Annotated in this window: 10 protein-coding genes; 5 read left to right on the top strand and 5 right to left on the bottom strand. The window is 43.0% G+C overall.

What is annotated here, in order from left to right; all coding sequences use genetic code 11:
- Window positions 1-14: 14 nt before the first annotated feature.
- Window positions 15-584: an SPOR domain-containing protein gene (locus NDJ01_RS22865; protein ID WP_005390018.1), complete on the bottom strand. Its 570-nt coding sequence runs from the start codon at window positions 582-584 to the stop codon at window positions 15-17.
- A gap of 236 nt (window positions 585-820) precedes the next feature.
- On the opposite strand from NDJ01_RS22865, the gene NDJ01_RS22860 reads away from it, so the two are divergent.
- Entirely contained in the window at window positions 821-3,454 is a 2,634-nt protein-coding gene (locus NDJ01_RS22860) for a bifunctional acetate--CoA ligase family protein/GNAT family N-acetyltransferase (protein ID WP_258587414.1), read from the top strand.
- A gap of 76 nt (window positions 3,455-3,530) precedes the next feature.
- On the opposite strand, the gene NDJ01_RS22855 is transcribed toward NDJ01_RS22860, so the two are convergent.
- Window positions 3,531-4,418 carry a LysR family transcriptional regulator gene (locus tag NDJ01_RS22855; protein WP_005395465.1) on the bottom strand — a complete coding sequence of 296 codons (888 nt, stop codon included), beginning with the start codon at window positions 4,416-4,418 and terminating at the stop codon, window positions 3,531-3,533.
- A gap of 232 nt (window positions 4,419-4,650) precedes the next feature.
- Between NDJ01_RS22855 and NDJ01_RS22850 the strand changes: the two genes are divergently transcribed.
- Window positions 4,651-6,789: a TonB-dependent hemoglobin/transferrin/lactoferrin family receptor gene (locus NDJ01_RS22850; RefSeq protein WP_065646250.1), complete on the top strand. Its 2,139-nt coding sequence runs from the start codon at window positions 4,651-4,653 to the stop codon at window positions 6,787-6,789.
- Between the two features lie 334 nt (window positions 6,790-7,123).
- On the opposite strand, the gene galE is transcribed toward NDJ01_RS22850, so the two are convergent.
- Window positions 7,124-8,140, bottom strand: coding sequence for a UDP-glucose 4-epimerase GalE (gene galE, locus NDJ01_RS22845; protein ID WP_258587413.1), 1,017 nt, complete (start codon window positions 8,138-8,140; stop codon window positions 7,124-7,126).
- A gap of 54 nt (window positions 8,141-8,194) precedes the next feature.
- A complete protein-coding gene (locus NDJ01_RS22840; protein ID WP_258587412.1) occupies window positions 8,195-10,153 on the bottom strand; it encodes a diguanylate cyclase domain-containing protein in 1,959 nt (652 codons plus the stop codon).
- A 319-nt stretch (window positions 10,154-10,472) separates the two neighbouring features.
- Between NDJ01_RS22840 and NDJ01_RS22835 the strand changes: the two genes are divergently transcribed.
- Genes NDJ01_RS22835 through NDJ01_RS22825 form a run of 3 tightly spaced genes read left to right on the top strand, consistent with a single transcriptional unit; the run spans window position 10,473 to window position 12,843 of the window.
- A complete protein-coding gene (locus NDJ01_RS22835; protein ID WP_258587411.1) occupies window positions 10,473-11,228 on the top strand; it encodes a 5-oxoprolinase subunit PxpA in 756 nt (251 codons plus the stop codon).
- Complete coding sequence (locus NDJ01_RS22830; RefSeq protein WP_258587410.1) at window positions 11,228-11,911, top strand: allophanate hydrolase subunit 1; 684 nt, start codon at window positions 11,228-11,230, stop codon at window positions 11,909-11,911. The genes NDJ01_RS22835 and NDJ01_RS22830 overlap by 1 nt, the downstream gene beginning before the upstream one ends.
- Window positions 11,908-12,843 (top strand): biotin-dependent carboxyltransferase family protein, encoded by a 936-nt coding sequence (locus tag NDJ01_RS22825; RefSeq protein ID WP_114323730.1) that lies wholly within the window; start codon window positions 11,908-11,910, stop codon window positions 12,841-12,843. The genes NDJ01_RS22830 and NDJ01_RS22825 overlap by 4 nt, the downstream gene beginning before the upstream one ends.
- A gap of 27 nt (window positions 12,844-12,870) precedes the next feature.
- On the opposite strand, the gene NDJ01_RS22820 is transcribed toward NDJ01_RS22825, so the two are convergent.
- Entirely contained in the window at window positions 12,871-14,310 is a 1,440-nt protein-coding gene (locus tag NDJ01_RS22820; protein ID WP_258587409.1) for an FAD-dependent oxidoreductase, read from the bottom strand.
- Window positions 14,311-14,509 lie beyond the last annotated feature (199 nt).

The raw sequence follows: 14,509 nt of genomic DNA, 5'->3' as shown, positions 1-14,509 counted from the left end.
CCTTATTTGATGTGTTAGTTTAATTTGTTAAGCGTTGGGTAAGCTGAGTTTTTAATGGCGTCAATGCTTTTAACAAATGGTCTTAGCTGCTGAAATTGAGCAGGCAAAGTCGAAATCGCTTGCTTGGCTTCCGCGCTTGTTGCGTAGTCTCCGTATAAAACTGAGAACCACTTAGTACCGTTGACGACTTTGTAGTTTTCCCAAATTGGCTGACCGTTCTGTGGCAGCTTATTTGCAAACTGATCGACTTTCGCTTGGCTACCCACAGCCGCGACTTGAATGGTATAGCCGAATCGTTGAATACCTGCTTGCTTTTTACTCGGTGGTACGATCTTAACTGGCTTCGCCTGCTCTTTTGGCGTTAGCTTGACTACTTTCTTCTCTTCAGGCTTTGCCGTCATTTTCACAACAGTTGGTTGTACGTCTTTTTCTACTACAGCGTTTTCAGACGCCATAATTGGCTTAGAGATACGATCTGATTTGTAGTCCTCTCGATAACTTTCAGAAGTTACGTCTGTGATGTAAGTTTCAGATGCACAAGCAGAAAGCAGGACTGACAAGCCGATGATTGCGATTTTTTTCATGAAGTAACAAATGCTCTGGATAAATATTACGATAAATCATGCCGATAGCAGGGCCGTTTATCAAGCATCAAATACAATAATCTGTGATTTTGATGTGATGAATAACACAAACTCCATAAGCATCGCCCACATTTTATGCAATGTCTGGTCTGAAGGCGTTTTATCAATAAATTATTCGTTTATGATTGATATGAAACCGATAGGCAAACGTTACTTGCAAACGGCTAGGAGTCAGCATGAATAAACTACATAAACTCTTTAAACCCAACTCTGTGGCCGTTATTGGGGCATCTCAAAAAGCATTGCGAGCAGGGCATGTCGTTATGCGTAACCTTCTACAAAGTGGATTTGGGGGCGCGATTATGCCAGTAACGCCGCGATATAAAGCGGTATCCGGAGTTATAGCCTACCCTGATGTGGCTTCCCTACCCTATACGCCAGATATTGCGATTTTATGTACGAACGTTTCACGCAACGAGCAACTGCTTAAAGAGTTAGATGAGAGAGGCACACCGTTTGCGATTGTTATCTCTGATGACGCTCAGCCTTTAAATATTTCATCATTGAATATTCGAGTTTTAGGACCGAACAGCTTAGGTATTATCTTGCCTTGGCACAAATTTAACTGCACGTTTTCTCCTGTTGCGGCTAAGCCCGGAAAAATTGCGTTCATCTCACAATCTGCGGCGGTTTGTACCACAGTGTTAGACTGGGCAAATGATAAGAATATTGGCTTTTCTTCGTTCATTTCGATTGGACGCGGACAGGATATCGATTTTGCAGATTTGCTTGATTACTTAAGTATGGATGGGAATACGGAAGCTATTCTGCTTTATGTGGATAATATCCAGGATGCCCGACGATTTATGTCTGCTGCTCGAGCGGCTTCACGGAACCGCCGTATATTGGTATTAAAAGCGGGCCGCTCTAAAGAGATGAATACTTTCGAACAGCAAGATGGTGATACGCTTGATGTAATTTACGATTCTGCCATCCGTCGAACTGGTATGTTACGAGTCAGCAATACGCATGAGCTATTCGCTGCGGTAGAAACACTCACGCATTCTGTGCCACTTCGTGGAGAGCGTTTAGCGATCGTCACCAATGGCGGCGGCCCTGCTGTTATGTCCGTTGATACTTTGATTGAACGTGGTGGCCAACTCGCAACACTTGATGACGCTTCCATTGAGCAATTACAAGCAGTACTTCCATCCAACTGGCGTGCTCGAAATCCGATTGATCTGTCTGGTGACGCAACCCAAAAACGCTATATTGATACCATTAACGCACTGATGAATAACGACTGTGCAGATGCGATATTGATTATGCATAGTCCTTCTGCTGTTTCTGATCCTCTTGAAACTGCTCAAGCCGTTATTAATGCAATCAAATCTCACCCTCGGCATAAGCATTTTAATATCTTGACCAACTGGTCAGGAGAACAAACGTCGAGAGAAGCGCGACTGGCATTTACTCAAGCAGGTATTCCAACCTATAGAACACCTGAAAGTGCGGTTGTAGCATACATGCACTTGGTCGAATACAGACGAAACCAGAAACAACTAATGGAAACGCCAACGACGGCAGAGCCATTGCACTCTGGAAGTGTGAGTTCTGCAAAAGAATGGGTAAATGAACGACTACTGGATAAAAATACAGTTACCTTGGATACGCATCAAACCAGCCCATTATTTAAGCTGTTCGGGTTTAATGTTCTGCCAACATGGATTGCATCTGACGACATTGAAGCCGTGCATATGGCAGAAAATATCGGATACCCTGTTGCGGTTAAGTTGCGATCTCCAGACATTCCTCATAAATCGGATGTACACGGTGTCGCCCTGAATTTAAGAAACAGTCGAGAAGTTTCCAACGCAGCGCTATCCATTCTAGATACCGTAAAGCTAAGTTACCCTTCTGCCAATGTACACGGTCTGTTGGTACAAGGTATGGCAAAGCTCGGCAGCGCTGAAGAGCTACGGATTAGTATTGCAGTAGATAAGGTCTTTGGACCTGTGATCTTGCTTGGTCAAGGCGGCTCGGAGTGGAATATCGCCCAAGATGCCGTCGCTGCACTTCCTCCTTTGAACATGACGCTTGCACGCTACCTTGTCGTTGTTGCTTTAAAGTCTGGAAAGATTCGCCTGCAGAAACACAAAGATGCGCTCGATATCAGTGAGTTGTCGAAATTCTTAGTTCGTATCTCCCAAATGGCGGTTGAGTTGCCAGAAATACAAAGACTGGATATCCATCCAGTATTGGTGTCGGGAAGCGATTTAACTATCCTCGATGCGGACATGACACTGTGTAAATACGAGGGAGATGCGCAAAAACGTCTGGCGATTCGTCCTTTCCCGGCAGAATTTGTCGAAACTGTAACGCTTCGAGATGGCCAACCTATCCTGCTTCGCCCTATCCTGCCTGAAGATGAGCCGCTGCATGCTCAATTCATTAATAGCGTATCGAAAGAAGATCTGTATAAGCGTTTCTTTTCTGAGGTTGGTGAGTTCAACCATGAGGCTTTGGCAAACTTCACTCAAATCGACTATGACCGCGAAATGGCGTTTGTTGCGGTAGCGTTTAATACCGACGGACCGTCTATCATAGGCGTAGCCCGCGCATTGATTACACCAGATAATAGTGATGCTGAGTTTGCTATTTTGGTTCGTTCAGATTTGAAAGGAAAAGGCTTAGGTAAAGTGCTGATGCAGAAAATTATCAGCTATTGCAAGATTAAAGGCACAAAGCAAATGTCTGGAATGACCATGCCTACAAACAGAGGGATGTTGATGTTAGCTCAAAACCTGGGATTTGAAGTCGATGTTCAGTTTGCCGATGGTACGGCAGATATGGTGCTTCCTTTAAATTGAAAAATAAAGCATTAGCGATAACTTTACTTCTTAGATTCGATAAGCAATGGGAACCTAAGAAGTAAAAGTTACGTTGTTACTTTAGTTTCCAATTCTTTTTCAAGTATTGAATACACCAGGATTTCGCCTCACCCATGGTATTTCGGCGCCATGCTAAGATAATATCCATCGGTTGCTCTTCTGTACCTTCGATTCGCTTCAATACGCCACTATCAATCAAAGGTTGTGCAATTTGGCTTGGTAACGTACCAATGCCTAAACCTGCAGTGAGCGCATCTACTTTTGCCGTAAAGTTGGTGACGGTCAAGCGAGGCTGTTTTTGAATGATATTAATTGAGAGCGCGGGTTGTTCGCGTGCAGTGTCTGCAATGGCAATGATTCGGTACTTTTCTCGCGCCGCCTCATCAAACTTACCACTACGCTTGTGAACATAGTGATCAGCTGCCGCTACCCAAAACATGCTCATTTTACCAATTTTTTCTGATTTGACTTCTTGAGGAAGTGTATCCAGTGATGGGCAAATCAGTAAATCCGCTCTACCTGTATTCAGCGATTCCCAGCTACCAGCCAAGATCTCTTCTTGCAGTCTGACTCGTGTTGAGCTTACTTCAGCCAATGCATCAACCATAGGGAAGAAATTGGATATAGGAATAATGCCATCAAAGGCAATGGTAATATCCAGTTCCCAGCCATTCGCCAATAACGTTGCATCGTTCACTAACTTTTCACTGGCTTGTAAAATGGCTCTTCCTCTTTCAAGAATAAGCTTACCTGCTTCAGTAAAATGGGCTTTGTGACCAGAGCGATCGAAGATAATAATGTCTAAATCTTGCTCGAGTTTCTGGATTTGATAGCTCAGCGATGAAGGGGCTCTGTCTAACTCATTCGCAGCAGCAGCAAAACTCCCTCTTCGATCAATAGCATCTAGAATATGGAGTGCTTCTAATGTAATTGGACTCTGCACATGGCCTCTCTTAATGTGATATCTATCACATTCGTTGTATTTGGATGAACTTATCAAGAACTAACGACAAATAATATAACATATTGATAACTAAAGACTAGGAATGCTCATAGCCAAAGAAGAAGATTCAATACAAACCAATAAATGACAATGGTAATGATAGTAATTATTATTTAGATCCATTAATATCCCGTTTGTTGTTACCTATTATGGATCTAAGGTATTGAAGCCAATGTATAACAAAACAATTTTGTCAGCCTCGATTTTAGTTGCCCTTTCCCAGACTGCTTATGCGGAAGAAGTTTCTAAGTTTGAAGAAGTCGTTGTGTCGGCAACCCGTACTAACCAAACCATGGATACGGTTGCTGCGTCTGTTGCCGTTATTTCTGAGAAAGAAATCGAAGAAAACATGGTAAAGGACTTGAATGATCTATTCGAGTATACGCCAGGAGTTACTGTTAATGGCACTCAACGCCAAGGCGTTCAAAGTATTAACATTCGCGGGACGGAAGGTAAACGAGTTAAAATCTTAGTAGACGGTGCATCTCAACCAGGTGTATTCAGCGGTGGACCATATTCGTTTATCAATTCTAGTGCCGTTACTGTTGACCCTGATATGCTAAAGAGTGTCGAAATTGTTAAAGGTGCAGCTTCTAGTCTACATGGTAGTGATGCAATTGGGGGTGTTGTCGCATTCGAAACAAAAGATCCGAAGGATTTCCTCAAAGATGGTAAAGACTTTGGTGGTCAAGCAAAACTTTCTTATTCATCGGAAGATAACTCTTTTAGTGAGCACGTAGCTTTAGCAAAGCGTTTCGGTAATACAGAAGCACTTGTTGCCTTTACACGACGTGATGGTGCAGAGCTACAAAATTTCTCTAAGACACCTTACGATAACTATTCTGTGGACAACCAAGATTATTACAAAAACGATCTATTGGTAAAACTTCAATCTCAATTGAATGACGCTCATCGCTTGGAGTTCTTGGGAGAAGTTATTTACAACGAGACTGACTCAGAGATCGCACATAAAAGTTACAAAAATTTCAACGCTGAAGACACAACCAAGCAAAATCGCATTGGGCTCAAGCACATTTGGTTTGCAGATGCAGCTATCTCGGATACGATCACGTCCAAGCTTACATGGATTGGTAAAGAAGAAAACGGCGTGTCTAATCGCTTTATCGAAGCCAGCCCAGGTTATCCACCTTACGTACCGCCTAGTGGTGACAACCAACAGAAAAAAGATTACGAATATACTGAAGACAAATTTGAATTCGAAACTCAGTTAGATAAAGAGATTCAAAATCACTATATTGTTTACGGAATATCGTATAAACATAGTGACATCAGTAATACCAATCGCGAGTTGAATTCCGATCCCGGCACGCCAGATACCGTTTACGTTTACACTCCGGATGCAAAAGAAGAAAGCTTTGGTTTATTCTTGCAAGATGAAATTTCACTTCTTAATGACAAGCTAATTCTGACTCCAGGTGTGCGTTACGATTACTTCTCTACTAATCCTTCCAATACCTCTGAAGAGTCATTCGAGAAGTTTAGCGACTCTGCATTAACTGGTCGTTTAGGAGCAACTTACTCTATATCGCAACCTGGCACGATCTTCGCGCAAGTGAGCCAAGGGTTTCGAGCGCCATCGTTCGACGAGCTTTATTACACCTACGATAATCCGTCTCATGGCTATATTAACCGCCCTAACCCAAATTTAGGCTCTGAAAAGAGTGTATCTTATGAGCTTGGTTACCGTCATAACACTGTAGCGTCGGTAACTGAAGTGGCGTTCTACTACAGCGATTACAGTGACTTTATTGAGCAAACTTCATCAAATAATGGTGGTTTAACTGAATTCACAAATATCAATATTAATGAAGCAAATATTAAAGGGGTTGAGCTCTCTAACCGTCTTGATTGGCATGCTATTGCCGGTCTTCCATCAGGCGTGACAACTCGTTTTGTTGCAGCATACACAGAAGGTGAAGATGGTGATGGTAACCCATTGAACAGCGTCAACCCATGGAATGCAGTGGCAGCGGTAAATTACGATTCACCAAATGCACTTTGGGGGACAAGCCTAAAAGTAAACTACACGGCTAAGAAATCGAACAGTGATATCAACTCTGATGGTGATAAAGGCGGAATCAAAGACCAAGTTGCTTTGCCGTCTGCGACAGTCGTTGACTTAACGGCGTACTACAAACCAATGAAAGATATAACCATTCATGCTGGTGTTATGAATCTGACGAATGAAGAATACCATCTTTGGAACGATGTTCGCGGTAAGACTGAGTTAAGTCGAGATAAAACGCAAGCTGAGCGTAATTACAACATTAGTGTTAAATACGAGTTCTAAACCTTAAAAACACAAAAGCCAGCGTAATGCTGGCTTTTTTTATGGCTTTCATTTCAAAAATGTAAAGAAAAGTATGAAAAATGAAAGTTTACTGTTTTGCCATCTCTTTTTTCACCATTACTGCTGCTGCAATGATAAAAGTGATGATCAGACCGAGTTCCATGAACTACCCCAATAGCTATGAGAAAATTTATAACCCAAATTAAGAGTCGGACATAGTTTAACAGCTCTATATAGACTTGCTACCTTTTAACCAGTAATTTACGATTTTTTCCGATTTGGATCAAAAAAGACGCAATTAGGCGTCTTTTTGTTATTATTGTGTAAATCAAAATTAGACGTCTGGGTAACCTTGAGGGTTGTTAGATTGCCAACGCCATGTATCACCAGTCATTTCTTCTAGAGTGCGAGACGCTTTCCAACCTAACTCATTCATTGCTTTTGATGGATCAGCCCAACACTCCGCAATATCGCCTGGACGACGTTCAACAAGTTGGTATGGAACATCTTTACCACTTGCGGCTTCAAATGCTTTCACCATTTCAAGCACACTGTAGCCATTGCCAGTGCCAAGGTTATAGACATGAAGGCCAGCTTTGTTGCCTACTTTTTCCAAAGCAGCGACGTGACCATCGGATAAGTCCATCACATGAATGTAGTCACGCACGCCGGTGCCATCTTTCGTTGGGTAGTCGCTACCGAATACAGAGAGGAACGCTCGTCGGCCCACTGCAACTTGAGAAACAAACGGCATTAGGTTATTTGGAATACCTTGAGGATCTTCACCTAACTCACCTGTTGGATGTGAACCTACAGGGTTAAAGTAACGAAGAAGTGTGATGCTCCAATCTGGATTCGCCTTTTGGAAGTCTGTTAAACACTCTTCCACCATTAATTTACTGCGTCCGTAAGGGTTAGTTGCGCTAGTTGGAAAGTCTTCTGTGATTGGAACAGAAGCAGGATCGCCATAGACAGTTGCTGAGGAGCTAAATACCAACGATTTAACTCCAGCTTCGCGCATTGCATCAACCAATACCAAAGTGCCATTCACATTGTTGTCATAATACTCTAGAGGTTTTGCTACGGACTCACCGACGGCCTTTAAACCTGCAAAATGGATAACCGCTTCTATATCGTGCGATTTTAGAACCTCTACCATTGTCGATTTATCTCTGATATCGGCTTGAATGAAGGTTGGCTTTACGCCACATACCTTTTCAATGCGATCTAAGACCGTAGACTTACTGTTGTACAGGTTATCTAGAATCACTGGCGTCATACCAGCTTCGATCATTTGAATACATGTATGGCTACCAATATAGCCCATACCACCCGTAACAAGTACTTTCATTTTATCATTCCTTCTGACGCGAATGGGTTTAGTTTAAAGCTTTGACGTTACGATTTAAACTGTCTCCTGCAATTCGCATCCCATTAATATTGCTTGGCCTTTTCCGGCTTTTTTTGCTTGGTACATTGCAGTATCTGCACTTTTTAACACTCGAGTGGCATCTCGCTCATTAACACCGACCAATTTTACGCCGATGCTAACGCCAACCTTGAGCGAGTTACCTTTGTACTCGATTGGTGTGCATACGCTTTCGAGCAGTTGTTCTGCAATTCGGGTGACGACTTTTTGGTTGGCAGGATTAACCAACATGACAAATTCATCACCCGAAAGTCTTGCGATTAAATCACTATGTCGAGTCGCAGATGTTAGACGCTCGGCTACTTTTTTCAGAACTTCATCACCTGCGTCATGGCCATAGGTATCATTAACCTCTTTAAAACCATCGAGATCGAGGTAAAGCACCGCAAATTCGTCACGTAAGTATCCCGACCGTTGTACTAATTCTTCCAACTCTAAATGGAACTTGGAGCGATTCGCTAACCCCGTTAGTGCATCGTGATGAGCTAAGTACTCAAGTCGTTCCATCTCTTTTGCACCAGAAAGATCGGTAAGAACAATGACTAGGTCGTAGAACCCATTGTCTTCACACTTAACGATACGATTAACCCTTGCAAACATCGGCACAAACTGGCCAAGATGGTTCTGTTCAATAACTTCCCCTTGCCATACCCCGTAGTTTTCTATCGATTCAATGATGCTAGGCATCATTTCCTGCAACTTGCGCCACTTAAGTGTTTGGATAAATGACTTCCCAATAAGCTGCTCCATCTCTAGCCCAACTAACTTAGTGACCGCAGGGTTAGCCATTGTGATAACACCTCGATGATTAAGAACGATGAGGCCATCTTGGCTGCTCTCAAAAACACGCCCCGCAACACGCTGCCTGCTCATGGCCTCTTCAATTTCGGTGATATCTTGAATCGAAAACAATAAGTGTCCATGTGTGGACAAACGACGACTGGTTAAACTCAACTGCTGTTCGTTGTCTGCATTTTTGAGGTGAATGTCATCGCATTCTAACCCCCTACTTAGGATTTGGCTCAGCTCATTCGGCGTTTTCGTTTTAATTAGATCACGGATATTGGCATGCTCAAGTTCCTCTGACTTTTTTTGAAATATCTGCCGAGTCGCAGTATTACAGTAAATAACACGCCCGAAGTTGTCGGTAATAACTAATGCGTGTTGAACAGATTCAATGACTTCTTCTGAAAACGCCCGCTTTTGTTCTAACATTTCTAATGAATGTTGCCGCTGTTTCTCGCGTGTTGTTAACTTGTTCATCATTTGATTGAAGGAATGTGCGAGTTCTCCAATTTCATCCTTGGAGTAATAGCGAACTTGAGTATCCGTATTTTGTCCGTGTGTCACACTCTCTATCGTATGACTCAGTTCTATAACAGGTTTGAGAACAAGCCTATCGATACTTATGTAAAAGATAGTGCCACCAGCGAACAGCAACAGAAGAAGTACAGCACCATCTCGAAGTAAAGATTGTTGGGCTTCTATGATTGGACGATGGGAAAGCGTAACCCTCATACTGCCAATGACACGACCATCGTGAATAATTGGCTCTAGAACATAAAGAAATTTGGCTGATAAGGCATAACCTAGCGCGTGTAACTTGCTTCTTTCAGTTTGATTAGGTACGGGAGCTGATACCCCACTTCCTTCAAGAACAACGAAAGGCTGATCATCTTGGTCGTAAAGTTTAACCCGCGTAACATTCGGCTGGTTTAAAAAGTTGATGAGAGTAGTTTGAGCTTTTTGCTTGTTCTTTGTCGTTAGCGCATCTTTAATTGAGAAAGAAACATTGTTAATCAACTTTCTCGTTTGTTCGACCAACTCATGCTTAGACGATTGGTATGCAGTATACGAGGTATAACCTTTTGAGATAACAAAGATAGCCGTTATAAAAACCAAAATTGGCCAAATAAGCTTTGCTCGTAATGACATATGTATTCCTGTCGCAGACAACCACTAAAAATGACAGAAGCGTTGTTATGCAATCTATTACCCATTAAGGGCGACAAGATTAACACGATGCCAATGCAAAATAACCTTAAATTCTCAAAAATTGGATGGAAAAGGAACGAAATACCTTAAAATTCGGATCAACTCAAATAACGGCAACATCTTTATGGACTAAAGTGATCTTTTTCGTCAGCCATCAGATCATAAACCTCGCTTTCATGATAGAAGAATGAAGTGAGTCACTGAACCTAGATGCATTTTCCTGCATCGTGAACCCATTGCTTGTGTAGAAATAAAACGTATGACATTGAATAAACAGCAACTTACATTGAACTGTGACATGGGTGAGAGCTTTGGCTCTTGGATTATGGGGGCAGACGAAGATGTTATGCCTCATGTTGATATGGCAAACATCGCGTGCGGTTTTCATGCTTCCGATCCTAATGTCATGCACGACACTATCACTCTCGCCAACGACAACGATGTTGATATTGGAGCACACCCGGGCTATGCCGACCTCCAAGGCTTCGGCAGGCGCAGTATAAACATGACGGGTGATGAAATTACTAACATGGTTATATACCAAGTAGGCGCTTTACAGGCACTTTGTCGGGCTCAATACACAGATATCAGCTATATAAAGCCTCATGGCGCGTTATACAACGACATGATGAAAAGTGATGCGATATTTAAATCAGTCGTAAAGGCGGCAGCTTTATTCAAAGTGCCGTTAATGATTCTAGCGTCACAGGAAAACGAAAAATACTTAGAAATCGCAGATGATTACGACGTTCCCTTGCTGTTTGAAGCATTTGCAGACCGCTTGTATCAAGATGACGGATTACTTACACCTAGGACACAGCCTGATGCCGTGTTAAAGAATGAGCATGCGATACTTGAGCAAGTCCGTACGTTAGCAGATTCTGGGCGTGTCAAAACCGCTTCTGGCGGCTACATTTTACTGGAAGCCGATACGATTTGTGTTCATGGTGACAATGAAGAGTCGATCGCTCTGATCCAAAAGATCCGTCAAAGCCTATACGCGGGAGGAAATTAATGCATAAAGAGAAATTTAGTATCTCTTTGATCTCTGAGTGCAGTATTTTCATTAAGTTTGACGAGAATATCTCTGAAAATGCGGTCGGAAAACTTGCTCGAAACATCAAAGACACTTTAGCGTCAATCATTATGAACGTAGTCCCATCCTATCAAACCATCCTGATTGATTACTTGCCTTTTCGAATCAATGAAAAAGATTTAGTGCATAAACTGCATCAAATGATCCGTCAGTTTGATACTCAATCGCTCAGCCTTGTTCAACCTAACCACATCACTATTCCCGTATACTACTCCGAAGAAACCGCGCTAGATTTGTCCCGCTTTCAAGATCGTGGACTATCATTAGACGCGCTCATTTCTTTACATACTCAGGCCGAGTATGCGGTTTCAGCGATTGGTTTTGCTCCAGGTTTTGCATTCCTCTCCGATGTCGATACTCAATTACATATGCCAAGGTTAGCTACACCAAGAACGCGAGTACCAGCCGGAAGCGTGGGAATCGCAGACTCTAAAACGGCCGTCTATCCATCAGATAGTCCTGGCGGATGGAACATTATCGGTAGAAGCCCGCTTCCCCTTTTCTCTGATACGCCACCTTTTATACCGTTTGAAGTAGGTGACAAGGTCACGTTTAGTGCCATTTCCAAACAAAAGTTTATCGAGTTAGGAGGTGTTCTATGAGTTACGCTGGATTGCTGGTGGAAAAGTCAGGGCCACTTTCTTTGATTCAAGACTTTGGTCGTTTTGGCTTAGCGCATATTGGCGTGACTCAAGGTGGCCCCGTAGATGATTACGCCTACAGTTGGGCAAACCATTTACTTGGGAACGTAGTCAATTGTGCTGCGATTGAAATTACTTTGGGTAACGCTTGCTTTGTCGCACTACATAACTGCCATCTTGCAATATGTGGTGGTGATTTGAATGCAAAAGTAGATGGTGAGCCTATCTCAAATTGGTCTGACTTTATATTAAAGAAGGGGCAGAAGCTGCAGTTCGGAGTCGCAAAAAATGGACTTCGATCCTATCTTGCGGTTAAAGGTGGGTTCGATATTGCTCAGCACTTAGGAAGTGCCTCTACAGTCACGAGAGAATTTCTTGGTGGTTATGACTCAAATGGTGGCGCTTTAAAAGCAGGCGATATTCTTCCCTTTTTTCCTCATAACTTACCGAAACACAAACCAAGGCTGATGACATTTCGCTTTAAGCCGGATTACAACTTACCTATCAAGCTGAGAGTGATTGAAGGCTATCAAAATGAGGACTTTGATGAAGACGCTCGCCAAGCCTTTTATAGCAACGCATTCACCATATCCCCTGATTCAAATCGTATGGGCTATCGTCTTGAAGGAAACAAAATCAAACCGCCTTACGAAGGCGTACTGTCGGAAGGAATTGCGCTAGGATCGATTCAAGTTCCTAACGATGGTAATCCCATTGTGTTGCTCAACGACCATCAAACCATCGGTGGCTATCCTAAGTTTGGCTGTGTAGCACGTATTGACCTGCCAAGGTTGGCACAGGCGAAACCCGGGCAAAAAGTGAATTTTGTGAAAGGAGATAGACAAGGCTTGCAAGAAGTATGGTGCCAATGGGCTCAGTTTTTTGGATATTAGTACAACCTCTGAGCCCATACGTAACGGTTATGCAGGCATCCCATAACGCTCTGCTAACGCTTGCGGATAGTCTCGCTCTTGCGTGAGTTTAATCGCGTACTGCTCAATTTCTTGTTCAGACCAATGCACAGCGACAGGATGTTGGGATTCCACGTTTTGGTTAGGTTCGATATCAAACCAGAACTGAAGCATTTTTTGCGCTGCGAGTAGTGTTGATGACGCTTTTACCACTTCTATCCGCGCGTAATGGTTGTCTTCAAAGGTCACATCGGCTGCCCTGAGTACCGGATCCGTTCCAGGAATTTGCTGGGCACCAAACAGGGCTTTTCCCCCTTTGATAGCAGAGTGATAGTCGGGAATGAACTGCGCCATGTGTTTGATAGCATTATTGGTTCGTTCTGCTAAGACTTCTTCTCGCCAACCGTTACGTATCTTTGAGAGTAAAGGAACTGGCAGTTCGGGCTGAGCTGAGGACGGCGTACTCTCAACTAAGCCATCTTCAAATAGCGTAATGCCTTTCGTCATGCCGTGAAGCTGAAAATAACCATCACCATAGGGGGTCAGTTGAGCCATTCCTTTATCAGTTCCACGCGGTCCATGGAAAATAACTTCTGGCCAAAGTTGTTGGCAGTCTGCCCACTTGGTTACATAAGCGGCTTTAAACTCAACTAACCTATCACGCTTGGCACCGATGGTATTGTCAATGGATCCTGTTTCAAAACCACATGCATTGACCAAGTAGTCACATGTCATAAGATAATCAATGCCATCTCGTTCGTAACCAAGTTGCCAGTGATTACCCATCCAGTCCGCTTGTTTGAGCGTTGCTTGTGTGCATACTGAGGCGTTTGGCAGAGCGTTCAACGTTAAGTTGGCAATTGCGGCAAGGCGAAAAACACTCCAGCCATATTCCTGAACCGCCACTACTGGGTACTTTAGCGCTTCTAGATCAGCATGTTGAGCAAAAGGAATACACCACTCATCAAAGGTTGCAGGGTGACTTGGTTGAGTACGTTGTGCGAGTGCTTCTAGATCCTCTTTTGAATACAATTTGTAGTATTCGCTTGGCTCACCAAGCACTTTGTTGCTTTGATCTTTATCAACGAGCTTTTGATACGCATTTTTCACCACCTCTAGTCGAGGAATCAGTGCGGATGGATCTCCACCATCAGAATAAGGGACTGCAATGATCGTCGGGCGAATATTCAGTGAAAGCGGATATAGGCGAACAGTATCAATGGATTGTGCTAACAAATCTAAACATTGTTGCTCAGAAATCTCTCGATATAAGTTGCCACCTGCATGTAAATGGCAAATGGGCGGACCATTTACCAGTGATACGCCCCTCTCTATTACGGAAACTTTAAAACCCAGCTCCGCAAAATGAATTGCTGCTGTTGCACCTGCAACACCGCCACCAACAACAGCGATGTGCTTATCTTTGTAATTTGGAAACTCAGACTTCATTGCTTCACTAAAAATTTTATAAGGAAAATTCTTTACTAACGGTGGATTCTACTCGTGTTTGGGCTTGATTAAAATCACAAAAAGTTCATGGGTTTGCGAAATATTCAACTGCGCCTTTATGGTGCGTTAAAGTAGAAAAAAATTGCAAAAAAAGTACTTGACGACATGGTTAGGAAGACACTTTTTTGTGCCTATGTGA

The sequence above is a fragment of the Vibrio sp. HS-50-1 genome (assembly GCF_024747315.1).
Lineage (GTDB): Bacteria > Pseudomonadota > Gammaproteobacteria > Enterobacterales > Vibrionaceae > Vibrio > Vibrio diabolicus.
Note: the sequence above shows the minus strand (reverse complement) of the source record. Positions and strands in the feature narration are given on the sequence as shown.